Origin of the sequence: Hydrogenophaga laconesensis (assembly GCF_031457235.1) — a bacterium.
In the GTDB taxonomy this organism is placed as follows: Bacteria; Pseudomonadota; Gammaproteobacteria; order Burkholderiales; family Burkholderiaceae_C; genus Hydrogenophaga; species Hydrogenophaga laconesensis.
On sequence record NZ_JAVDWE010000001.1, the window covers coordinates 809624 to 831618 of the forward strand.

21 protein-coding genes are annotated in these 21995 nt (G+C 69.6%); 8 read left to right on the forward strand and 13 right to left on the reverse strand.

Going from position 1 to position 21995, the window contains the following annotated elements; all coding sequences use genetic code 11:
- Positions 1-143 precede the first annotated feature (143 nt).
- Complete coding sequence (locus J2X09_RS03910; protein ID WP_162015736.1) at positions 144-1610, forward strand: MFS transporter; 1467 nt, start codon at positions 144-146, stop codon at positions 1608-1610.
- Here the strand turns inward: J2X09_RS03910 and J2X09_RS03915 are convergent.
- From J2X09_RS03915 to J2X09_RS03955, 9 genes are all read right to left on the reverse strand, one after another.
- On the reverse strand, positions 1563-2273 hold the full coding sequence (locus J2X09_RS03915; protein WP_082136753.1) for an alpha/beta hydrolase: 711 nt from the start codon (positions 2271-2273) through the stop codon (positions 1563-1565). The two genes, J2X09_RS03910 and J2X09_RS03915, sit on opposite strands and share 48 nt — an antisense overlap.
- A gap of 16 nt (positions 2274-2289) precedes the next feature.
- Entirely contained in the window at positions 2290-3279 is a 990-nt protein-coding gene (locus J2X09_RS03920; protein WP_059400249.1) for a Bug family tripartite tricarboxylate transporter substrate binding protein, read from the reverse strand.
- A 98-nt stretch (positions 3280-3377) separates the two neighbouring features.
- Positions 3378-4421, reverse strand: coding sequence for an SMP-30/gluconolactonase/LRE family protein (locus tag J2X09_RS03925; RefSeq protein WP_242455307.1), 1044 nt, complete (start codon positions 4419-4421; stop codon positions 3378-3380).
- A 2-nt stretch (positions 4422-4423) separates the two neighbouring features.
- Entirely contained in the window at positions 4424-5404 is a 981-nt protein-coding gene (locus tag J2X09_RS03930; protein WP_059400248.1) for a Bug family tripartite tricarboxylate transporter substrate binding protein, read from the reverse strand.
- A gap of 84 nt (positions 5405-5488) precedes the next feature.
- The gene (locus J2X09_RS03935) at positions 5489-6007 is read right to left on the reverse strand and encodes a cupin domain-containing protein (RefSeq protein ID WP_059400247.1); all 519 of its coding nucleotides are present in this window, start codon (positions 6005-6007) and stop codon (positions 5489-5491) included.
- Positions 6004-7332 carry an aspartate aminotransferase type Ic gene (locus tag J2X09_RS03940; RefSeq protein ID WP_242455306.1) on the reverse strand — a complete coding sequence of 443 codons (1329 nt, stop codon included), beginning with the start codon at positions 7330-7332 and terminating at the stop codon, positions 6004-6006. The genes J2X09_RS03935 and J2X09_RS03940 overlap by 4 nt, the downstream gene beginning before the upstream one ends.
- Entirely contained in the window at positions 7316-7840 is a 525-nt protein-coding gene (locus J2X09_RS03945) for a RidA family protein (protein WP_059400246.1), read from the reverse strand. The genes J2X09_RS03940 and J2X09_RS03945 overlap by 17 nt, the downstream gene beginning before the upstream one ends.
- On the reverse strand, positions 7837-8859 hold the full coding sequence (locus tag J2X09_RS03950) for a threonine ammonia-lyase (RefSeq protein WP_092939576.1): 1023 nt from the start codon (positions 8857-8859) through the stop codon (positions 7837-7839). The genes J2X09_RS03945 and J2X09_RS03950 overlap by 4 nt, the downstream gene beginning before the upstream one ends.
- Positions 8856-9866, reverse strand: coding sequence for a 3-hydroxyacyl-CoA dehydrogenase family protein (locus J2X09_RS03955; protein WP_063840187.1), 1011 nt, complete (start codon positions 9864-9866; stop codon positions 8856-8858). Before J2X09_RS03955 ends, J2X09_RS03950 begins: the two co-directional genes overlap by 4 nt.
- An 86-nt stretch (positions 9867-9952) precedes the next feature.
- Here J2X09_RS03955 and J2X09_RS03960 point away from each other — a divergent pair, with 86 nt between their 5' ends.
- The gene (locus J2X09_RS03960) at positions 9953-11389 is read left to right on the forward strand and encodes an aminotransferase-like domain-containing protein (protein ID WP_082136751.1); all 1437 of its coding nucleotides are present in this window, start codon (positions 9953-9955) and stop codon (positions 11387-11389) included.
- A gap of 59 nt (positions 11390-11448) precedes the next feature.
- On the opposite strand, the gene J2X09_RS03965 is transcribed toward J2X09_RS03960, so the two are convergent.
- Positions 11449-12078, reverse strand: coding sequence for a DUF2325 domain-containing protein (locus J2X09_RS03965; RefSeq protein WP_059400243.1), 630 nt, complete (start codon positions 12076-12078; stop codon positions 11449-11451).
- Between the two features lie 1145 nt (positions 12079-13223).
- On the opposite strand from J2X09_RS03965, the gene J2X09_RS03970 reads away from it, so the two are divergent.
- The 5 genes from J2X09_RS03970 to J2X09_RS03990 all read left to right on the forward strand — a co-directional run bounded on the left by J2X09_RS03970 (position 13224) and on the right by J2X09_RS03990 (position 17748).
- A complete protein-coding gene (locus J2X09_RS03970; RefSeq protein ID WP_059400242.1) occupies positions 13224-13616 on the forward strand; it encodes a hypothetical protein in 393 nt (130 codons plus the stop codon).
- A gap of 264 nt (positions 13617-13880) precedes the next feature.
- A complete protein-coding gene (locus J2X09_RS03975) occupies positions 13881-14270 on the forward strand; it encodes an ATP-binding protein (protein ID WP_204731835.1) in 390 nt (129 codons plus the stop codon).
- Positions 14271-14303: 33 nt separating this feature from the next.
- Positions 14304-15608 carry an IS21 family transposase gene (gene istA / locus J2X09_RS03980; protein WP_204731836.1) on the forward strand — a complete coding sequence of 435 codons (1305 nt, stop codon included), beginning with the start codon at positions 14304-14306 and terminating at the stop codon, positions 15606-15608.
- On the forward strand, positions 15608-16420 hold the full coding sequence (gene istB, locus J2X09_RS03985; protein ID WP_304537738.1) for an IS21-like element helper ATPase IstB: 813 nt from the start codon (positions 15608-15610) through the stop codon (positions 16418-16420). The genes istA and istB overlap by 1 nt, the downstream gene beginning before the upstream one ends.
- Positions 16421-16536: 116 nt before the next feature.
- A complete protein-coding gene (locus tag J2X09_RS03990; RefSeq protein ID WP_204731837.1) occupies positions 16537-17748 on the forward strand; it encodes an ATP-binding protein in 1212 nt (403 codons plus the stop codon).
- 172 nt (positions 17749-17920) lie between these two features.
- Here J2X09_RS03990 and J2X09_RS03995 read toward each other — a convergent pair whose 3' ends face one another.
- The 3 genes from J2X09_RS03995 to J2X09_RS04005 form a co-directional block, all read right to left on the reverse strand.
- Positions 17921-18283, reverse strand: a complete 363-nt coding sequence (locus tag J2X09_RS03995) for a hypothetical protein (protein WP_059400240.1) — start codon at positions 18281-18283, stop codon at positions 17921-17923.
- A gap of 105 nt (positions 18284-18388) precedes the next feature.
- Entirely contained in the window at positions 18389-19960 is a 1572-nt protein-coding gene (locus tag J2X09_RS04000) for a Fic family protein (RefSeq protein WP_059400239.1), read from the reverse strand.
- A gap of 208 nt (positions 19961-20168) precedes the next feature.
- Entirely contained in the window at positions 20169-20948 is a 780-nt protein-coding gene (locus J2X09_RS04005; RefSeq protein WP_139222798.1) for a hypothetical protein, read from the reverse strand.
- Between the two features lie 141 nt (positions 20949-21089).
- Here J2X09_RS04005 and xth point away from each other — a divergent pair, with 141 nt between their 5' ends.
- Positions 21090-21875, forward strand: coding sequence for an exodeoxyribonuclease III (gene xth, locus J2X09_RS04010; RefSeq protein WP_204731838.1), 786 nt, complete (start codon positions 21090-21092; stop codon positions 21873-21875).
- The last annotated feature ends 120 nt before the right edge of the window (positions 21876-21995 follow it).

The following is a 21995-nucleotide window of genomic DNA, read 5'->3' on the forward strand; positions in this document are numbered from 1 at the left end:
AACTCCGACGTACCGCGGCGAGCCTCCGGCGCGCCGTGGGCGCGTGAGCCGTGGCACCGAAGCGGCCTCGAAGCCCTCCCCATCCCGCCAGGACGGCACGCACAGGATCGCCCGGGGGCGTCGCGGCGCGCCAGGTCCACGCGGTGTTCTGGGCGCTCGTGCCGGTCATGCTGCTGGGGGCGGCGGACCAGGCGCTCGTCGCGCCCGCGCTGGGCGCCATGGCCCGGACCTTCGATGCCCGCGACGAGGTCGTCTGGGTCGTGACGGCCTATCTGCTGAGCGCCACGGCAAGTGCTCCGCTCGCCGGGCGGCTGAGCGACCTCTACGGACGGCGCAGCGTGCTGCTCGGCGCGCTCGGGCTGTTCCTGGCTGGCGCCCTGGTGTGCGGATGGGCCGCTTCGCTCGGGACGCTGGTCGCGGGGCGCAGCGTCCAGGGGCTGGGCGGCGGCGCGCTGGTCGCCTTGCCCAACGCCATCGTCGCGGACATCCTGACGGCGCGCGAGCGTGGCCGCTACCAGGCCTACATCTCCTGTACCCACGCACTGGCCGGCCTCGCGGGGCCACTCGCCGGCGCGCTGCTGTCGGCCCATGCGTCTTGGCGCTGGATCTACTGGCTGCAGGTGCCGCTGATCGCGACCGCAGCGGCGCTGTGCTGGCGCACCCTCGACGGCCGGCCCGCGGCCGGACGGCGGGGCGGCCTCGATCCGCTCGGCGTCGCACTGATGTCCGGTGCCACCGCCTGCCTGCTGCTCGCGCTGTCCTGGTCGGGTCGTCGCATCGGCTGGATGCAGCCCCCCACCCTGGCGCTGCTCGGGGCGGCCGCCGCGCTCGCCGGTGCCTTCCTGGGCTGGCAGACCCTGGCCCGCTACCCGCTGGTGCCCGCCTCCGTGCGGCGCCACCGCGTCGTCGCGGTGGCATCTGCCGTCGGCCTGCTTGTCGCGATGGTCCACGGGGCGCTGTACATGCAGGCACCGGTCTACCTTCAGGGCATCCACGCCATGAGCGGCTCGAGCGCGGGAACCGCGCTCGCGGTGCCCCTGGCCGGCGTGGTGCTGGGCGCCTTCCTGTCGGGGCAGTACATGCGCCGCAGCGGCCGCTACAAGCCGGCTGCGCTCGCGGGACTGCTGCTGGCGACGATCGCGGCGGGCGCCCAGGCCTGGGCGCCCGGCCGCTCGGCCGCCTGGACGGCGGTGGCCTGGATGCTGCTGCTGGGGCTGGGCATCGGCGCCAGCCAGCCGCCCATGACGCTGGCCTCCCAGAACGCCGTCCCGCCGAGCGAGATCGGCATCGCCACCGCCCTGCAGATGTTCGCGCGGGCGGTCGGCGCGGCCATCGGCGTCGCCGCCTCCAGCGCCCTGGTGCCTCAGATGCCGGGACCATGCGCGGCCTGCGCGGACGGTCTCGCGGTGCAGGCCAATGGTCCCGTCGTCGGCCCGCAGACGCTCGGCATCCTCTTCGCCGCCTTCGCGGCAATCCTGGGCCTGGCGTCGCTGGCCGCGACACGGCTGCCGGTCCTGCCGTTTCGCGAGCCACCCGCGCACGCCGCCGGGCCGGGCTGCGCGTCAGGCGAGCAGGGGAAGCAGCCGGGACACCAGGTCCCGCCGGGCTGATGCCCGGCCGGCCAGCCAGTCGTGCAGCCGGTGGCTCGCACCCTCCAGGCGCACGAGCTCGGCGCTGCGCGCATGGGCGGCGGCTTGCGCATAGCCGTCCCGCACGGCCTCAGGGATGACCTCGTCCGCCGTGCCATAGACGACGAGCACGCGCCCTGCGTACCTTCCCAGGGCATCGAGGGCCGGCGAATCGGCGAACGTGCGGGTGGCGCGGATGACTTCGCGGAACGCCGTGCCGAAGCGCGCGTCCTCGGCGCGCGCCTCGTACGCCGCGGGACAGAAGAGCACGAGGGCCTTGGGCCGAACTGCGTCGAGCACGCGGCAGGCCGTGTGCCCGGCCATGCTGGTGGCGATGAGCGCGCGGGCCCGCGACGGCCTCAGCGCCTCGACGACGCACGCCACTTCCTCCTGCCGCTGGCGCAGCGTCGCGTCCGCGAGCCGCCCTCCGCTGCGCCCATGGCCCGAGAAATCAAAGGCCGCGCAGGCCACGCCCTCGCGCGCCAGCGCCTCGCGCAGATAGCGGGTGCCGTCGGCGCTGGTGGCGGCTCCGCCGCCGTGCAGGAACAGCGCGTAGTCCTGCGGGGAACAGCGCGCCGCATCCCAGCTTGCCGTGGCATGCAGCATCCCGCCCCGGAAGGCGACACCGAACGTGAATTCGCCCATTCCCCGCTCGGCAGGTTCATTCCGGCCGGATCCCGCGCGTGCGGATGAGCTGGCCCCACCGCGAGCGCTCCCCTTCCAGGAAACGCGCGAAATCGCGCGCCGTCCCGGGGTACAGTTCCGCGCCCATCTCCGCGAACCGGGCGATCACCTTCGGCTCCCGGAAGATCCGGTTGACCTCCGCGTTCAGCCGCTCGGCGATGGGCGCCGGCGTGCCCGCCGGCACGTACAGCCCGAAGAAGTTGTAGATCTGCATCGACGGCATGCCCATCTCCACGAACGTCGGCACATCCGGCAGCTGGGGCAGCCGCTGGCTGCCCGTGTAGGCGATTGCGCGGATCTTTCCCGCCTGGACCTGGGGCAGCGCCGTCACGCTGTTGTCGAGCATCAGCGGCACCTGGCCGCCGATGAGGTCGGGCAGGGCTGGCGCAGTGCCGCGGTAGGGAACGTGCAGCAGGTCCGCGCCGCTGGCGGTCTTGAGCGCCTCCAGCGCCATGTGGCTGATGCTGCCCGAGCCGAAGCTCGCCACCGCGACGCTCCCCGGGCGTTCCTTCGCCCGGGCCAGCACGTCCGGCAGGCCGGCCGTGCGCCAGCGCTCGTCGGCATTCGTCGCGACCAGCAGCAGGCCGTTGCGCTCGATCATCGAGACCGGTGTCAGGTCCTTGCGCGGATCGAAGCGCAGCTTCGGGTACAGGGCATCCGCCAGCGCCACGATGCCGCCGCCGACGAGCAGCGTGTTGCCGTCCGGCTTGGCGAGCGCCACGTGCTCGGTGCCAACGAGGCCGAACGCGCCGGACTTGTTTTCGACGATCACGGGGACCTTCAGCGAGACAGCCAGCTCCTGGGCCAGTGTGCGCCCGATCACATCGGTGAGCCCGCCCGGCGCGAACGGCACGACGACGCGGATGGTGTCCCGGGGCCAGGGCTGTTCGGCGCGGCTGGCTGCCGCCGGAAGCAGCGTGGCCAGGGCCGCCAGCATGGCGGCGAGGGAGTGCAGAAGACGTGGCATGGTGTGTCTCTCCAATGGGGTGATGGTGAACATGAAGGCAAGGCCCGGCTCGGGCCGCTGCGGGACAGGGATTTCCTTGCCGCGCGTCGCCCAGGGCGCTAGGCGCCCGGTCCGACACCCGCGGCGTAGCGGCGCTGCCAGTGCAGCGGCGCCATGCCGGGCACCGGGCTGTCGAAGCTCAGCACGCGCTCGCCCAGCAGGGACCCGAGGTACACGGTCCGGCGCTCCGGTCCTGCGAAGCACAGGCTCGAGACGTTCCCAAGCCCGCTGCTGCCGCAGGTCCAGATGCTGTCGCGCTGCAGGCACCGCGCCTCCAGGTCGCTGACGTAGCGCCGCACGTGAGCGTTGTCGGTGTCGGCCAGCACGAGCTGGCGCTCGCCGTCCGGCCGCACCACGTAGACCTTGTTGCTCACGATGCAGGTCAGCCAGGCGCCGCCGAAGGCATCGAAGCACACGCCGTCGGGCTGGTCGCCGGGCTCGAACTCGCACACCGTCTCGCGATCGGTAAGCCGCGGCCCGGGCCGCAGCCGGAACCGCGACAGGCGCCGGGCATGGGTCTCGTTGACGTAGACGAATCGCCCGTCCGGCGAGAACGCCAGTTCGTTCGCGTAGCCGAGCCCGTCGGCCACGATGCGCGTTCCCCGTTCGTCGTGCACCGCGATGTAGCCGTCCGCCACGTCCGGGTACCAGGCCGCCATGCGCGGGATGCGCCGCGTGCTGACCGTGAACCACACCCTGCCCTCGGCGTCCTCCAGCACGAAGTTGGTCGGCGGCAGCGGCCGTCCCTCCAACGCCGTGACGACAGGGACGGCCGGTCCGTCCGCGCCCAGCTCGTAGACGCCGCCGTCGGTGTCGCCCAGGTGCGCGACCAGCACGCAGCCGTTGCCGCGCAGCGCGATGCCGTTGGCGTGCAGCGGTCCACCCGCCAGCGTGGCGCCCCGGACGAGCCGGGCGCGGCCGTCCGGCGCGATGGCGGTGAATCCCCCGCGCCGGTCCGACATCAGGAACGCGCCTTCGTGGTTCGCGAGGATGCACTCCGGGCTCCTGAGCCCCGCGAAGGCCGGCCGCAGCTCGGACATGCCCACCCGGAAGTCGCGCGGCAGCGGATAGGCCCGCACGGGGCCAGCGTGGACCATGGGCATGCTCACGGCTCGAGTTTGAGCTGGCGTTCCGCGACGATCTTGCGGCGCACGGCCAGTTCGCGCTCGATCAGCGCCGCGAACGCGGCCGAGGTGCCGCCGACGGGCCGGATGCCGGCCTTCTCGAAGCGCTGGCGCACGACCGGATCCTCCAGCGCGCGCGCCGCCGCGGCCTGGAGCTTGTCGTGGAGCGCCTGCGGCAGCTTGGGCGGGGCGACCAGCCCCATCCACGCCGTGTTGTCGAGCGCGGGCATGCCGGCCTCGGTGAACGTGGGCACCTGCGGCAGGCTGGGACTGCGCTGCGCGCTCATGACGGCAATGCCGCGCAGCGCACCCGACTGGATGTGCGGGAGCATCGACGGCAGGTTGTCGAACATCATGTCCACCTGCCCCGCCAGCAGGTCCGAGATGGCGGGGCCCGCGCCCTTGTAGGGCACGTGGACCAGGTCGGTGCCGGACACCGCCTTGAACAGCTCGCCGTCCAGGTGGCCGACGCCGCCCGTGCCCGCCGACGCGAAGGTACAGGGCACCGGGCAGCGCTTGAGCCGTGCGACCAGCTCCTCGAGGCTGTTCACCGGCAGCCTGGCGGCGTTGACGGCGAGCACCACGGGCACGGTGGCGAGCGTGATGACCGGCGTGAAGCCCGTGACCGGGTCGTACGGGTTCTTCGGGTTGATGGCCGGATTGGTCGCCATCGTGGAGACGGTGGCCAGGCCCAGCACGGTGCCGTCGGGCGGCGCCTTGGAGACGAAGTTCGCGCCGACGGAGCCGCCCGCGCCCGGGCGGTTCTCGACGATGACGGGCTGGCCGAGCTCGCGCCCCAGCGCGTCCGAAACCGCGCGCGCCACGATGTCCGTGGCGCCCCCGGGGGCGAAGGGAACGATGAGACGCACCGGCCGGTCGCCGAGCGACTGGGCATGCGTGGCGAGCGCGGCGAACAGGCCGAGGGCGGCCGTGGCCGCGCGCAGGAATCGGGCGAGATGCATGGGAACTCCTGAAACGGGTTGAGGGATGGGAAAGGGACGGCGTGAGGAAGGGCGGAAGCGAGGCATGCGCGGGCGCCGCGCCGCTCAGTCCCTGGCGGCCTCCGCGGGAAGATCCGAGGCGATGTGCGCGTAGCCGCCGCCTGGCTCCCTGCGCATGAGGGCGCCGCTGAAGGCCTGCTCGGGCAGGTTCTGCGCGGAATAGACGATGGCGTCCTCGGTGTCGCTGAGGTTCTGCAGGTCGTGCGCGACCCAGGCCGGCACGTAGAAGCTGTCGCCGTCCGACCAGGTGATGCGCTCGCCGGCGATCTCCGAGGCGCCCTGCCCCTTGAGCACGAAGTACAGGTGCCAGAACGAATGGCTGTGCATGCGTCCGCGCTCGCCGGGCCCCAGAGCCTGGACGATCAGGGAGATGCTGCCGTTCAGGGCGAAGGCCCCGGGCTCGTCGCTGCGCGTGAGCGCCATGGCCCGCGTGAGCCGCTGCGGGCTGCTCGGCTGGGCCGCCAGGGCCGCGCCCACATCGGGCTTGCGCCAGATGGCGGGCCGGCCCACGGGCTGGGCGGTGCGCGCCAAGTAGTCAGCGAAGGCGATCAGGTGGCCCTTCATGGCAGCACCTCCTCGGTCGTGGCGAGCAGGACGCTCAGGCAGATGCCTTCCATCGCCTGCTCCAGCTCCTGCAGGCCCGGAAAGCTCGGCGCCAGGCGCAGATGGCTGTCGCGCGGGTCGTGCCCGAGGGGAAAGGCCTTGCCCGCCGGCACCAGCGCGATGCCCAGTTCCTGGGCAAGCGCCACGACGCGCCGGGCGCTGCCGTCGCGTACCTGCAGGCTCACGAAGTAGCCGCCACGCGGCGTGGTCCAGTTGGCGAGCCCGCGGCCCGCCAGCTCGCGCCGCAGGCAGGCTTCGACCAAGGCGAACTTGGGCCCGAGGATGGCGCGATGGCGGGCCATGTGCGCGCGCAGCCCGGCGTGGTCGCGCAGCAGCCGCACGTGGCGCAGCTGGTTGAGCTTGTCGGGCCCGATCGAGCGGACGCCCGCATGCCGGGCGTACCAGGCGAGGTTGGCCGGCGAGGCCGCCAGCAGGCCCAGGCCGCCGCCCGCGAAGGTGATCTTGGACGTCGACCCGAAGACCAGCGGCCGATCCGCGTGGCCGGCCTGCGCGCACAGCGCGAGGATGCCCGGCACCGATTCCTCCACGTCGGTGAGATGGTGCACGGCATAGGCGTTGTCCCAGAAGATCCGGAAGTCCGGCGCGCCGGTCGCCATGCGCGCCAGCCGCTCGACGACCTCGGGCGCGTAGGTCTCGCCCGTGGGGTTGCTGTAGACCGGCACGCACCACATGCCCTTGACCCGCGGGTCGCGGACCAGCGCCTCGACGGCATCCATGTCGGGCCCGTGCCCCGTGAGGGGCACCGGCACCATCTCGATGCCGTAGGCCTCGCAGATCGCGAAGTGCCGGTCGTAGCCCGGAACCGGGCAGAGGAACCTCGCCCCCTGGCCATGCCAGGGCGCCGCGCCGCCCGGCACCCCGTGCAGCAGGGCGTACACGAGCGTGTCGTGCATCAGCGCGAGGCTGGAATTGTTGGCCACCGCGACCTGCTCGGGCGGCGCATCGAGCATGGGCGCGAAGAGCGTGCGCGCTTCCAGCAGGCCCAGCGGGCTGCCGTAGTAGTTGCGCGCATCGCCCCCCTCCTGCGTCCGGTGGCCACCGACGCCGGGCCAGTCGAGCATCGCGTCCGACAGCGCCACCTGCTCGGTGCAGGGCTTGCCGCGCGTCATGTCGATGCGCAGGCCGCGTGCCTTGAAGGCGTCGAAGCGGGCCTGCCATCGCAGGCGCTCGTCAGGCGTCCAGGCACCGGACGGCGGGGTCAGGGACTCCGGGGCGGCCCCGGCTGTCGGTCCGGGGGCCATGAAGGCTTCAGCGGTGGATGGCATGGTGAGAAGGCTCCTTGGAAGACGGGACCGCCGCCGTGGAGGCGACGATCAGATCGAGCTCGACGCTGGCGCCCTGAGGAAGCTGGGCGGCGCCGATGGCGGTGCGCGCGGCGCGGCCGGCGGACCCGAAGAGTTCGACCAACAGGTCGGAGGCCGCGTCGGCCACATCGCTGTGCCGCGTGAAGGCGGGGTCGCTGTGCACGAAGACCTGCAGCTTGAGGACGCGCTCGACGCGGTCCAGCGAGCCGAGCGCCTGCCGCAGCACGGCCATGGCGCGCAGCGTGCACAGGCGCGCACCCTCGCGCGCCTGCTCCAGGCTGACGCCGCCGCCGACGCAGCCGGTCACCGCGACGCGGCCGTCCACGCGCGGCAGCTGTCCGCTTAGGTACAGCAGGCCGCCGTGCACGGTCACCAATTCGTAGTGGGCGGCCGGCGCGACGTCCTCCGGGATCGCCAGGCCAAGCTCGCGCACGCGCTGCTCGGGCGAGCGGGTCGCTGCGGTCGTCATGCCCGTCCTCCCCGCTCCGTGCCCAGGGACAGGCAGCGCGCGAACACCGCCGGATCGACGTTGCCGCCCGAGCAGACCACCAGGGTGTTGCGGCCCTCGAGCGCGACCTTGCGCGCCAGCACGGCCGCGAGCGGTGCGGCCCCGCCCGGCTCGAGCACGAGCTTGAGCGCGGCGAAGGCGAAGAACATGGCCTCCAGCGCCTCGGCGTCCGAGACGGTGACGCCCTGCGCCGCGTGGGTCCGCAGCACCGGCAGGGTCAGTTGGCCCGGCGCAGGAGCGAGCAGCGCGTCCTGGATGGAGCCGGACCTGCGCGCATTGGTCTGCGCACTGTCCGACCGGAGCGAGCGCCCCGTGTCGTCGAATCCCTCGGGCTCGACCACCACGATGCGGGCATCGGGCCATGCCGCGCGCAGCGCCAGGGTCCACCCCGCCGCGAGGCCGCCGCCGCTGCAGCACACCAGCGCCGTGTCCACGCGCTGCCCCTGCATCTGCGCGACGGCCTCCAGCGCGCCGGTGCCTGCGCCCGCCATGACCAGCGCATCGTCGAAGGGCGGCACCAGCGTCAGGCCTTGCTCCACCACGAGCCGCCGGCCGATGGCTTCGCGGTCCTCGTGTTCGCGGTCGTACAACAGCACCGTCGCGCCGCTCGCGCGGCAGCCCTCGATCTTGATGGCCGGCGCGTCGGCCGGCATGATGACCGTGGCGGCCACGTCCAGCATCCGGCCCGCCTGCGAGACCGCGAGGGCATGGTTGCCCGAGGAGTAGGCCACCACGCCGCGCGCGCGCGCGCCAGGCGTCAAGGCCAGGATGCGGTTGCAGGCGCCGCGGAACTTGAACGAACCGCTGCGCTGGAGGTTCTCGGCCTTGAGGTAGACGCGCCCGCCGGCATGCGCGTCCAGTTCATCGCAGCGCAACAGCGGCGTGGTGACGGCCCATCCTTGCAGCCGCTGGGCGGCCCGGTGGATGGCCTGCACGTCGACCGGGGAGCGCTCCGTCTCCGGGATCACGGGGGTCGTCATGGCGTGCCGCTCCCCACCACTTCTTGTGCCGCCGCCGGCGCCCATGCGGCCGGGGCCGCCCCGCCCTCGCCCGGCTCCGCCGTGCCCGGCAGCGCCGAGGGCGCGAGCAGCCGCTGTGCCTGCAGCAGCACCTGTTCGTAGCGCGACCGCTCGCGCGCGATCTGCTCGTCCGTCCAGCGCCAGAAGCCGTGCCCGCTCTTGGTGCCGAAGCGGCCATCGGCCACCTTCTCGCGCAGCGTGCGGCTGGGCACGCTGTCGTTGCACAGGGTCGGGTAGATCGACGAGGCCGCCGCAAACTGCGTGTCCAGTCCCGCGAACTCCTTCTGCAGGATCGGCCCCGCCGCCACGTACCGGAAGCCGAAGCCGAAGCGCACCGCTGCGTCAACGTCCTCGGGCGTCGCGAGGCCCTCGTCGATGACCGAGAACGCCTCTCGCATCAGCGCGTGCTGGATGCGGTTGGCTAGGAAGCCCGGCACGTCCCGGTTGACGCGCACGGGGATCCGCCCGACGTCCGAGAAGATCCGCATCAGGCGGTCCATCGTCTCGCCCCGTGTGAATTCGCCCCGCGCGATTTCCACGAGCGGCACGAGGTGGGCGGGCAGGAAGAAGTGCGCGTTGGCCATGCGCTCCCGGCTGCTGCAGGCGCGGGCGATGTCCGTGATGCGCATGCCGCTGCTGTTGGAACCGATGGGCACGTGCCGGGGCACCATCGCGTCGAGCTGCGCGAACACCCCCTGCTTGACCTCGAGCCGTTCGGTCACGGACTCGATGACGATTTCCACGCCGGACCAGTCCACCGCATCCAGCGCCGGCCGCAGGTGCAACAGGTCGCCATACAGTTGCCCGCCCATCTGGGACACCGACTGGGCCACGTGGCGCCGCACCGCGTCCCACTCCCCGGACGCGGGCGCCACGACCTGCGTCTGCCAACCCGCATTCAGGAAGATCGCGGCGATGTCCCGCCCCATGATTCCGCTGCCGACCACCACCGCACCCGCTTCACTCATACTTGGCTCCTTTGTCCGCTGACACCCATGAGATCAAACTGTATGGAGATTTCCCGTACAGTTCACTTATATCGCACAAGAAGTGTATGTCATCTGTACGTAGACCGCAAGCAGGCGGAGAGGAGAAGTCCGCGCGCTGGCAGGCCGCCATCGAAGCGATGGGCGGCCCGCTGTATCTGCGCATCGTTGAACTGCTGGCCCAAGAGGTCCGGGAGGGAAGGCTTTCGCCCGGAGCGCCGCTGCCTTCCCAGCGCGACATGGCCCGGCAGCTGGGCGTTAACTTCACGACCGTCACGCGCGCCTACGATGAGGCCAAGCGCATCGGCCTCGTGCAGTCGCGCCATGGGCAGGGCACCTTCGTGGCGGCGGAAAAGGGCTTCGCGCGCACCGTCGCCGAGCCGGCGCCCGAGGAGGGGGTGCGCGAGCCTATCGACCTCACTTCCACGTGGCCGCCGAACCTGGAGATCGCATCGACGCTGGCGGCCGCGGTGGCGCGGCTGACCGGCGACCGCAGCTTTGACTTCCTGGCACGTCGCGCCGGCACGGTGCCGGCGCTGGACCTCGCGGCCGGCCGCGACTGGCTGCAGCCGCGCTTCGACCTGGAGGTGGGCGGCCGCCTGGCCATGGCCTCGGGCGCGCGCAACGCACTGATCGGCTTGCTGTCCAGCCTCGTGGGAACCGGCGGCCGGCTGCTGGTGGAAGCGATGTGCTGGCCGACCATGCGCACCCTGGCCACGGTGCTGGGCATCGAACTCGTGCCGGTCGCGCTGGACGCCGAAGGCATCCTGCCGGACGCCCTGGACGCCGCGGCGCAGGCGTCGCAGGCCACGGTGCTGTACTGCGTGCCGACGCTGCAGAACCCGAGCGGCGCGGTGATGGGCCTGCGCAGGCGCCGCGCGCTCGTCGAGGTCGCGCGCCGGCGCGGCCTCACCCTCGTGGAGGACGATGCCTACGGCGGCCTGCACCGCGACCCGCCCCCGCTGCTGGGCACGCTGGCCCCGGAACTCACCTATTCGGTCTTCGGGCTGGCAAAGCTCATCTCGCCCAGCCTGCGCGTCGCCTACGTCGTGGCGCCGGATGCCGAGAAGGCCGAGCGCCTCGCGGAGATCCTGCGCGCCACCATGCAGACAGTCCCGCCGCTGGAGGCGGCGCTGGCCACGCACCTGATCCGCCATGGCCAGATGGCCAAACTGATCAAGCAGGTCCGCACGGAGGCGCAGGAGCGCCAGGGGCTGGCCCGGCAGCTGCTGGGGGAACACGCCGCGCACGTACCGGACGAGGCGCTGTTCTTCTGGCTGCCGCTGCCCGTCCCCTGGGACGCGTCGGACTTCGCGATGCGGCTGCGGCGAGCGGGCGTGGTGGTGGCGCCGGCCAAGGTCTTCTCGCTCGACCCGGCCTCGGCGCCCAACGCCGTGCGCATCGCCACCGGCGCGGTCCCGTCGCGGGAAGACGTCACCATCGCCCTGCAGCGTGTGCGGGGGCTGCTGGCGCAGAATCCCTCTCTGCTCAGCGTGATCGACTGATCTGCCGGCGGCGACTGCGCCGCGCAATCAGCACATGGCCGAAGGCGATGGCCGGGCAACTACAGAACCCGTACGGCTCCTGAACGGCTCTCGCCATCCCCATCCTTGCCGATGCGCACGATGCGCAGTTCCTGAGGACGCTCCACCATCACACAAGCCTTGCCAGTCCGCTTGCAGTGGTCCTGGACCCGCCAGTAGGCGCCGTGGCTGAGGCAGCCCGTCTGGCATATCACGAGGTCCGCCGCCCTGAGACTGGCCTCGAGCACGGCCGCGCCGCCTTCGGCCGCCAGTCCCGCATCGCCAAACGTGTCCTGTGACACCATGCCAGCGGCGGCGAGCGCTCCCTCGCCCTTGCCATCCTGAGGCCGCTGCCAGCGCGCCCGCTCGCGCATCAGTTCCTGAACGCGCGCCAGCAACGCTTCCACATGCCTGGCGAGCGTCACCCTGCGAGGCAGGCCCGGAGCCGCCTGGACGAGCGCCGCCCGGTCCTCGCGCTCCCACATCAAGGCGGTCTCACGAATGATGACCGCAGCGCGCAGCTTCACGGCCTCGCGGCTTAGGCGCTCGATCTCCCGTGCCTGCGCGCTCAGCAGTTCGCTGCAGCGCCGCTGGTCGCATCCAGGCTCGCGCAGCCGATGGCCGTACTCCCAACCTGAGGGCGGCACCGCAGATTCCTTCCTTTCGATCATCGATTCACTCCCCGCTGCCCCGAACCTTCGTTCGTGCAGCACATGAACAGGTACGCCGCGATGGCGGCCCCGACCCTCCGGGCCCGGACCGCCCGAGGGATCGCAAGGTGGAGGGCGCGGCCGCCAGGCCCCGGCCACCGCAGGCGGTTCCCGCCGAGCGGTTGGAGCCCTCGGCAACGATGGCCCAACGGGAGCCGGCCGCATCGCGGCAAGGCCTCCACCTCAGCATGCAGGGCAAACCTGCAAACTATAGATAGGACGTATTTCCCCTTTGCGGTGCGACGGTACCCCCGACATGGGAGCGCCGCGCGCTGGCGCTGTCAGGCGTCTCCACGCCCATCCTTGCGCGATCGATGATCCCACGCCGCAGCTGTCACGTTGAACCAGCGCCGCCGCCTCTCCTGCCGAATGCGCGGCGAGTTCCGTCGTTTCGGTGTGGCCGCAAAGGCAACTGCCATGACCCGCAGCCTCTGCGGGACCATACTGTGCCTGCGTTCAGCGGACATCGTGGTCCGCCCAGCCTCCATCCCCCGCGACGGGCGTATGGAGTCCAGCCTGCTCGGCTGGCGTCGCGGTCGAAACCCGCCCTCGCGTCCCGCTGCACTCTCGGTTGCCGCAGATGCAGCGCAGACAACAAGCATGAGCGCTTCGATCGCGCATCCGCGCAGGCCGCGCGCGTTTGCCTGCAGCTTGCTGGCGAACCGCAGCGACCTCTCTGCGGCGTCGCCGCCCGAGGCACCACTGCCCCGGAACGTCTCTTACGGAGCACCTGAGAGGCGGGCTTCATCGCGCTGCGCCTCGCATGCTTGACGACGCCGCGCTTCCACCGCGTGCCGCGTTGAACGTGCACAGGCCCACGCCGGTGCAACGGTGGTGGCGCGAATCGCGCCGCCACGAAAACCGAGGCCCTTGCGGCCTGCAGACCAACCCGACGGGGGATCCCTTCCCCGCGGGGCGAGGGCATCTCTCGTCTCACTCATTTTGGAGATGAGCATGTTCACCACATTCACGGGCCAACGGCCCGCGCACAAGACCCGTTCCCATCTTTTCCGGAGCCATCTGAAGCGCTCCGAGGGGACGACTGCGGCAAAGCGCCGCGGGGATGCCGCTTCCAGCCAGTTGCATTCCTGCGGCCGGAGCGCATCATGAGCGAGAAGTCCCACGTTTCTCTCGAGCAGCACGCCTGCCTGGTGTGCGGCACGACGTTCGACACCGGCGCCATCCTGCTGGACAAGCGCTTGCGCGCGAGCATGGAGCCTCACACGACCACGGGCTGGGGCCTGTGCCCCGAGCACCAGAAGCTGTTCGATGACGGCTACGTCGCGCTGGTCGAGTGCGATCCAGAGCGCAGCGGCCCGCCGGCGGACGGACGCCTGAAGCCCGAGCAGGCGTACCGAACGGGCCGGCTGGCCCACCTGCGGCGGCCGGTGTTTTCGCAGATCTTCGATGTGCCGATCCCTGACAAGCAGGCCTGCGTCTTCGTCGAGCCTGGGGTCATCGACCGGCTGCAGTCGATGGTGGCGCCGGCGCCGCATTGATCGCGCCGCGAGGGCCATGGTGCGTCGTCTCCCTCGGGGACGACGCACTTCCTTTCTTCTGAACGTGACGCGAGCGAGTCCGGGGCGCCTTGGCGCTCCCAGCCAGCCGGCCGCGGCGCCGGCTCGCGCGGCGTCGTTCGTCTCCCAGGCCGCACATTCGCGGTCCTTCGAATCGCACCCGCAGAGTTTCCGCTCCTCGCGGGCCCTTCCTCGCGCCACGGCTGCCCTCGTCGCCCGTGGCCTTTCTTTCCGATGGAGAAACCCATGGAGATCCAAGTTCGCATCAACAGCGAAGGCGCACTGCGCAACCAGCGCTATGCCTTCACAGACCGCTTCACCCTCGTCTCGGAACTGTTGCAGAACGCCCGCCGCGCGGGCGCGACACTGATCGAGGTGAGCCATGACGAGCCGAGCCGCACGCTGCGCGTGCGCGACAACGGCCGAGGCCTCGGCGACTTCCAGAAGCTGCTGACCTTCCACGAGTCCGGCTGGGACCAAGACCTGCAGCGGCAGGAGCAGCCGTTCGGGGTCGGCTTCTCGAAGTGCCTCTATGCCTCCACGCGCTGCATCGTCACGAGCGGGGGCCTCGAAGCGGACATCGACACGGTGTCAGGCGACACGACAAACTGCCCCCCTGACGACACGAGGAATTGACCCCCTTCGTGGAAGGAGGTCGAAGTGCAAGAGATGGTCAAGCAAGCTCCCCGGTCCAAGTGGATCGAAGGGAGGCAGGCGATGCAAGCGCCTGAGGACGTTCAAACGATGCTCAAGCTGGCATCGCTAGGCTGGGGCGCCAAGCGCATCAGCCGCGAGTTGGGTTGCAGCCGCAACACGGTGCGCAGCTACCTGCGCCAGGGAGGCTGGCAGCCATACCGGTCACCGCAGCGCCCTGGCCGGCTGACGCCCTACAGCGAGTGGCTGACCGAGCGGTTCCGCCAGCACCGCGGCAACTGCGATGTCGTGCGCCAGGAGTTGGAGCGCGAACACGGCGTGACGGTGAGCCTGCGCACCGTCGAGCGCGCCGTGGCGCACCTGCGGCGCGAAGTGCTTGCCCAGACGGCGGCGACAGTGCGCTTCGAGACGCCGCCAGGCCATCAGTTGCAGATCGACTTTGGCACCGTGCGTGTGCCCATCGACGACGAGCAGATCAAGGTTCACCTCTTCGTGGCAACGCTGGGCTACTCGCGCCGCACCTACGTGGCCATGTTCCTGCACGAGCGCCAGTCGGCTTGGCTACAGGGTCTGGAAGGCGCGTTCCGACACTTCGGCGGCACCACCCGCGAGGTGTTGATCGACAACGCCCGAGCGCTCGTCAGCGAGCACGACGTCCAGACCCGCGAGGTCGCCTTCAACGACCGCTTCCACGCCTTCTGTCGCTACTGGGGCGTGACGCCGAGGGCGTGCGCGCCGTACCGTGCCAGGACCAAGGGCAAGGACGAGCGTGGTGTGGGCTACGTCAAGCGCAACGCCATCGCCGGTCATCGCTTCGCGTCCCTGGAGGAACTGCAGGCGCATCTGGCGCGCTGGATGCGCGAGGTCGCCGATGTACGGGTCCATGGCACCACCGCCGAGCAACCCATCGATCGCTTCGAGCGCGACGAACGACGAGCCCTTGCGCCGCTGGCGGCCAAGGCGCCGTTCCTGCAGGTGCGTGAACTCAGCCGCCGGGTTCACACCGATGCGTGCATCGAGCTGGACACCAACCGTTACAGCGTGCCGTTCAAGCTCATCGGCGAGAGCGTCACCGTCATCGTGGCCGAGCGACTGGTGCGGGTGCTGTACGCCGGCCAGGAAGTGGCCTGCCACGCGCAGAACGCGGGCCGGCGCACCAGCATCATCGAACGCAGCCATCTCGTGGGCATCGTTGGCGCGCATCTGGTCGGCGTGAGCTGGCTGGCACGGCCGACTACCGCGGCGCCAACACCGGCCGCGCCGGCCGAACTGCTTCGGCCACTGGCCGAGTACGAGACGGCGCTCGGAGGGGGCTGGTGATGGCCGCCACCAAGAAGACGCAGCCGGTCGAGCTGCTGAACGACCTGGAGCCGATGCTGACCAGGCTGAAGCTCACCGCCATCCGGGACCAACTCGACACGCTGCTGGACCAAGCCGGGCGAGCCGAGCTGAACCTGCGAGAAGCGCTTGCGATGCTGTGCGCGGCCGAAGTGGCGCGCAAGGACGAGCGGCGCATCCAGATGGGGATGTCGATCGCCAAGTTCCCGTGCGTGCGCACGCTGGAGGGCTTCGAGTACGACGCGCAGCCCTCGGTGGACGCCAAGCAGATTCGCGAACTGGCGACATCGCGCTGGGTGGCCAACGGCGACAGCGTGTTGTTGCTCGGACCGCCCGGGGTGGGCAAGACGCACCTGGCGGTGGCACTTGGCCGCGAGGCCATCGTGCGGGGCTACAGCACCCTGTTCGTGCCGGCGACCAGTTTGGTGACCCAGCTGGCTCGGGCCCATGCCGAAGGTCGACTGGAAGAAAAGCTGATCCACTTCACCAAGCCCAAGCTGTTGGTGGTGGACGAGCTCGGCTACCTGCCGTTCGAGGCGAACGCAGCGCACCTGTTCTTCCAGCTCGTGAGCCGGCGCTACGAGCGCGGCTCGATGCTGGTGACAAGCAACCGGTCGGTGGCCGAGTGGGGCGGCGTGTTCGGCGACGCCGTTGTGGCCACGGCCATCCTGGATCGGCTGCTGCACCACAGCCACGTCATCACGATCCGCGGCGACAGCTACCGCCTGCGAACGAAGCGCCGCGCTGGCATGGTTACCCAGGCCAGCGCGAACACCGCAACTCAAACCGATTGATCAGCAACCGGGGGTCACTTCTGGATGTCGCCAGGGGGTCAGTTCCTGATGTCGCTTGACACACGGCGGCAGCGCTGGCGCACGCGTCCGTTCCAGTGAGGCCGAGCGCTGTCGGCGTGCATCCCGGGACCATCGTCGAACTGTACGGCGTGGACCTGGAAGGGCTGCACCGGCGCATCGGCCCGATGTGCCGAGGCTTCCCGGTGCCCGTCGAGTTCAATGGGCGGCTGATCCCGAGACCGGACGCGACCGACGCCAGCAACGGCGATGGGTTCCACGACACGCCTGTCGGTGCCGTGCGCCTGTCGGGGTCCGTCGACGGCAGATGCTCGGTGCGCACGCGCGTCTACTTGCAGGGCTTCTGCGTGAACCGCCGGCCCAGCCACTTGGACGAGCACGACGATTCGAACGTGGTCCATTTGGACCCGGCTCGACACCTCGCTCGCCTGCCTGACCGCGACAGGCTGATCGATGAGGACACACAGCTCAAGGCGGTCGACGAGGCGGTCACGCACCTGTGGCGGCGGATTCTCCTGCACAGGAAAGGCAGTCTTCCCGCTGCCGAGTTCGTCGAGACGTTCTACGGGGCGATGCACATGTGGAAGCACCTCGATCTTCTGGACGACGTGCCGGTGCTGCCGCGGGTACTCTGCGACACGATCACGTACCCTGTCCAGGAGGCGTTCCCTTCCCGCGACTTCATGGAGCCGCTGGCCTCGGCCCCGACGCGCGAGGAGGTCGAATCGGGCCGGCTCCGCCTGGTGAGCCTCGACGCGCCATCCGATGAATCGATGGCCGATTGGATGCTTGCATGGTCGTTGAAGATGGTCGTCTTCGACGCGCATGTCCTGGGTCCGGGCCACTGGGTCCATGCCCACGTGCGCGAATTGTCGGCCCGCGACGTCAGCGTGCGGGCCGTGGGCGAGACACTCCGCACGCGGCTGGAGGGACGCTGGCTATGGGCCGACGTGGTTCTGTGCGAACGCGTGCGCCTCGAGGCCGGCGGCGAGACCGTGGAGCTCGAAGAGGATGGCCTCGCCCATGAAGGGACGCTTTTCATTCCCGCCGGCGAATGCTCTGGCTGCGCGGTTCAGCAGGCATCGGACTTTGTGGATTCGGATGGCCACTGGCACGAGGACGACATGGAGGCCGATACGGCCATGCTGGCCGAACTCATCCATCGCATGCGCGCCAGCGACCCCGTGTCCACGCTGCGCGCGATGCTGGAACGGCTCAACCTGGAACGGTTTCCAGTGATGGTGGGTCGCACCTTCCGCCTGTCGGTAGGGCCGAGCCCGGAAGAGCATGTGCTGGAGTTACTCGGCTGATCTTCGCCTTTACGCGGGCTTGCGCAGACGAGGCGCAAGCCCGCGCGCGGTCACAGTGTCGAGTCGGTGCCGCCCAGCGCGAATGGCGAGGACACGCCATGGCTGCAGAATTGCATTTCTGTCCAACCCCCTCTGGCGTCGCTTCCCCAAGCCGACACCGCCCATGCCGCAACTAAGCCCCTGTGCCGTGCCCTTCATCGGGAAGCCGGATCGTGCGGCGCCGCTTGATCACCACCGTAGGCGTGCCGGACATCGGTCGTTCCGACGCGGAATCGGGCCGCCGTGCCGCCCGCGCGGCACCGGGAACGGCGATCCCTGCGCACTGCAGCGCGGCCTCGACCTCCACCGGATCCAAGGGCTGAACAATGTCGCCGTTGACCTGCGCGTAGCGCCCGTCTGGCAACCAGGCGAGAGCGCCCGTTTCCAAGCCTCGTCGAACGACTCCGAGCAACCGCACGTTTCTGCTCACGCGCGGCACGAAATGACGCTCGCCCAACGGGAGCACGCGCATCTGGACGTCGGGCACGTTGACCACGCCTGATTTTCTATCCGGTAGTGGCATCACGCCAACCCTCCTCTGACCTCGGCCTTCATCGTAACGCCGGTGCGGACGCGATGGGCAGGAGCACGCGAGGCACGACTAGGCCTTCTCTGCCTCCGGCGATTCGCCCTCGAAGACGGAGCGCACCGCTGCGATGATCTGCGCATGCCTCGCATAGAAGGCACCGTCCTCCGCGAAGATCTGGGGCAGCGTCTTGCGCAGCTTGTTGCTCACCTGCCAGTCCCCTTCCTTGAGCGACCGGATGATGCGGTCCGCGTCCTGGTCCGGCATCTCCAAAAAGTCCTTGATCGCCGTGCGCGCCTCGTCGTACTGGCGCAGGACCAGTGCCTCCTGCGCCATCTCCTGCTCGACCGTCTGGCGCAGCACGCTGCTCAGGTAGCGCGCCTGCTCGGTCAGGTCGAGGTAGCGCCACGCATGCTGCGCGTCCTCGGTCCGAAGGAACTCGAAATTGGTCTCGACGCCATCGGGGCACAGCCGCTTCGATCCGAAGCGGTAGGCATCGACATAGACCTGCATGAAGGGCCGGGAGAAGCCCTCCAGGGCCTGGTCATAGCCGGCGCGCCCCTTGGCCGAGCCGGCGATCGTCGCCGAGACCGGCACGATGATGTTGGCGGGCACCACCTTGTCCGCCGCGAGTAGGTGATTGACAAGAAAGCGGTGGATGCGCCCATTGCCATCGGCGAGCGGATGCAGGTAGACGAATGCGAATGACACTGCCGCCGCGCGCGCTACCGGGTTTGCGCCCCGCGTGCGGTTCTCGAAGCAGCGCAGCGCATCGAGCATACCAACCACAAGTTCCTCGGACGGGGCAATGTAGTGGACGATCTCGCTCACGAAGCCGCGCTCGCCGACGAACACCGGCGACTGGCGAATGCCGACGCGCAACGCGGCCTCACCGAGCACGGCCTGCTGCAGCGTGAGCAATTGCTCGGGCGCCATCGGATCGTCCATGTGGCCGCTGTACGTACCGATGGCCGCCGCGAAGCGCTTCACCCGATCCTGCTTGTCCGCCTCGTGTTCGATGGCGAAACTCGCCCGCGATTCCTTAAACGTCAGCCAGGCCGCGCTGCGCAGCAGTAACTCCGGCCCGTAGGTGTCGTCGAGCAACTGGACGCCCGCCGCCACGTCGTAGAGCCATTCGCGCTGCTCCTGCGGTCCCAAGTACACCACGGGGCAGAAGTCGCGCGAGCCCGGCAGGTTGTCGTTGATACGCCAGCGCCGGACGCGATCCGGCCGCTGGGCGACCAGATACTGTGCGGCATCGATCGCGTCCACGTATCCCACGTTGGGCGCCGTGTCCGGCACAGCAAGCTGCCGGCCGGTGAACCACTCGTAGAAGAACGCGGCGCGCCGTGCATAGCTCCCCGTGGGCTCATCCTTCACCCACGCCACCACGTCCTGAGGATCGACCCGCTGGAACAGCCGCGAGAAGAACTCAAAGCTCAGCCGCTCGTACTTCAAACCGAACTCGAAGTGCCCGCGGAAGTTGTCCGCGGGCTGATACGCGGCGGTCCAGGTTCGCGTCTCCCGTCCATCCGCCGCTTCGCGCTGGCGCACCGGCCCCAGGCGGCTGCGGGAGAAAAGCGGCTGTACCAGTTGGATGCCGTAGAGCTCGGCAAGCCGGTGGAAGCCCAATAGGGTGTCAGGCATGGGATGCAATTTCGCTATAGGTTCGGCAATTCTCCTAGAAAAACAGCCCATCTCTACCAAAACGATATACTCACGGCGCGCTGACCCTGGGAGTGACACCTCTGTTTGTCGCGAAGGAGCTCTCGACGCCGAAGAGCTAGGCACCGGCCGCACCGCTCGAGCACGGCACCCGCCACCGCATTTCGGTCTCGAGATGCCGAAGGACCCCTCAAGAATGCTCAACTTTTCGGCCGGAGCTCCCTCGAGCCGAAGGGCTTGGTTCCCGCGCACGTACCGCGCGGCGCGCAGCACCCATGGGCTCAGCCGCGTCTCGTAGCCGAAGCGATCGCTTACGCCCCACATAGCGTCGCAGTACGCGTTCAAGCTGCTGCCGATAGGCGAGAACCGAAAGCCGAGGACTGCCCTGAATGCGCCCCCACCAGATGCATGAGTAATCATGAACAACAAGCCCATTGAAGCTGGCCGCGGGCCCCGCCTCATCCAGGGCGACGCACAGCAGCGGGATTGCTTCGTGATAGGCAAGGCGCCGCACGATGGAAACGGCTCTGGGATTCCACACGTACCACTGCTCACCCGATCCGGCACGGATCGCGTCGAGGGAATTCTGATCCTCTGGGCGGCGCCAAACTGCAGGCTCGCTGCCTTGAAGACCACCGGGCTGCTCGACATCTGGGCGGTAGCGCCACCGTGTGCGCTTGTGGAGCCACACCTCGAGCACGCATCCATAGCGCTCGTAGGCGCCGTCTTCGTAGACGTCGGCGATGTTCGAAGACAGGAGCACCGCGCCACATTCACGGCGACGTGGCGGCTGGCCGTCGAAGCTTGCCAGAAGAAACGGCGGGATGGTTTCGTCCTCGGCGCCGAAGTACAGCGGGCCGATCAGGTCAGCGGGCGTCTGCAGCCAGGGTGTGTTCTTTCCGGGCTTGAACTCCTCCTCTCGCGACAGAGGCCCGCGATGTCCGGCTTTGGCCTTGGGATGAAGTTGCATACTATGACTCTTCATGACACACAAGAGGGAACGGTTGGTTCCTACCACCCCTTTTGCTGGTAGCTAGGCTGGTAGCTAGCCCAATTTTCCAGGTCTTGATAATCAATTTTTACCTTATAAATCAATAAGTTAGACAAACTCATGAAGATTGCCACCTGGAACGTCAACTCGCTCTCCGTGCGCCTGCCACAGGTGCTGGACTGGCTGGCCGCGAATCCTGTCGATGCGATCGGGCTGCAGGAGCTCAAGCTGGTCGACGAGAAGTTTCCGCATGACGCCCTGAAGGAGGCCGGCTACCACGCCGCCGTCTTCGGCCAGAAAACCTACAACGGCGTGGCCATCCTGAGCCGCTCGCCTGTGACCGACGTGGTGCGCAACATTCCCCAGCACACCGACGACCAGTCGCGCGTGATCGCCGGAACGCTGGACACGGCCGAAGGCCCCTTGCGGCTGGTGAACTGCTACTTCGTGAACGGCCAGGCGCCGGGCACCGACAAGTTCGCCTACAAGATGCTCTGGCTGGAGGCGCTGCACCGCTGGCTGCAGGAAGAGCTCAAGGTACATCAGCGCCTCGTGCTGCTGGGCGACTTCAACGTGGCACCGGAAGACCGCGACTCGTTCGACCCGGTGGGCCTGAAGGACACCATCCACCACACGGTGGAAGAGCGCGCGCATTTCCAGGCCTTGCTGGACCTGGGCCTGACGGACGCCTACCGCATGTTCGAGCAGCCAGAAAAAAGCTACTCCTGGTGGGACTACCGCATGCTGGGTTTCCAGAAGAACCGCGGACTGCGCATCGACCACATCCTCGTTAGCGAAGCGGTGCGTGGCCAGGTGACGGCCTGCCACATCGACCGCCTGCCACGCAAGAACCCGCAGCCCAGCGACCACGCGCCCGTGGTGGTCACGCTGGGGGGCATCAAGTGAACACCCCGCTGCGCCGCTGCGCGGCTTCCCCCCTCCGTGACGCGCCTTCGGCGCTTCGAAGGGAGACGGCCCCTCGGGCCGGCACAGCCGGACCCTTGGGGCCTCTGGTTCTAGCTGCCG

Coding starts and splice junctions, on each gene's coding strand:
- J2X09_RS03970 (WP_059400242.1), top strand. CDS start 13,224: ATGAGCGAGAAGTCCCACGTTTCTCTCGAGCAGCACGCCTGCCTGGTG.
- J2X09_RS03935 (WP_059400247.1), bottom strand. CDS start 6,007: ATGAAGGGCCACCTGATCGCCTTCGCTGACTACTTGGCGCGCACCGCC.
- J2X09_RS03940 (WP_242455306.1), bottom strand. CDS start 7,332: ATGCCATCCACCGCTGAAGCCTTCATGGCCCCCGGACCGACAGCCGGG.
- J2X09_RS03975 (WP_204731835.1), top strand. CDS start 13,881: ATGGAGATCCAAGTTCGCATCAACAGCGAAGGCGCACTGCGCAACCAG.
- J2X09_RS03920 (WP_059400249.1), bottom strand. CDS start 3,279: ATGCCACGTCTTCTGCACTCCCTCGCCGCCATGCTGGCGGCCCTGGCC.
- J2X09_RS03955 (WP_063840187.1), bottom strand. CDS start 9,866: ATGAGTGAAGCGGGTGCGGTGGTGGTCGGCAGCGGAATCATGGGGCGG.
- xth (WP_204731838.1), top strand. CDS start 21,090: ATGAAGATTGCCACCTGGAACGTCAACTCGCTCTCCGTGCGCCTGCCA.
- J2X09_RS03965 (WP_059400243.1), bottom strand. CDS start 12,078: ATGATCGAAAGGAAGGAATCTGCGGTGCCGCCCTCAGGTTGGGAGTAC.
- istB (WP_304537738.1), top strand. CDS start 15,608: ATGGCCGCCACCAAGAAGACGCAGCCGGTCGAGCTGCTGAACGACCTG.
- J2X09_RS04000 (WP_059400239.1), bottom strand. CDS start 19,960: ATGCCTGACACCCTATTGGGCTTCCACCGGCTTGCCGAGCTCTACGGC.
- istA (WP_204731836.1), top strand. CDS start 14,304: ATGGTCAAGCAAGCTCCCCGGTCCAAGTGGATCGAAGGGAGGCAGGCG.
- J2X09_RS03915 (WP_082136753.1), bottom strand. CDS start 2,273: ATGGGCGAATTCACGTTCGGTGTCGCCTTCCGGGGCGGGATGCTGCAT.
- J2X09_RS03930 (WP_059400248.1), bottom strand. CDS start 5,404: ATGCATCTCGCCCGATTCCTGCGCGCGGCCACGGCCGCCCTCGGCCTG.
- J2X09_RS03950 (WP_092939576.1), bottom strand. CDS start 8,859: ATGACGACCCCCGTGATCCCGGAGACGGAGCGCTCCCCGGTCGACGTG.
- J2X09_RS04005 (WP_139222798.1), bottom strand. CDS start 20,948: ATGCAACTTCATCCCAAGGCCAAAGCCGGACATCGCGGGCCTCTGTCG.
- J2X09_RS03925 (WP_242455307.1), bottom strand. CDS start 4,421: ATGCCCATGGTCCACGCTGGCCCCGTGCGGGCCTATCCGCTGCCGCGC.
- J2X09_RS03945 (WP_059400246.1), bottom strand. CDS start 7,840: ATGACGACCGCAGCGACCCGCTCGCCCGAGCAGCGCGTGCGCGAGCTT.
- J2X09_RS03960 (WP_082136751.1), top strand. CDS start 9,953: ATGTCATCTGTACGTAGACCGCAAGCAGGCGGAGAGGAGAAGTCCGCG.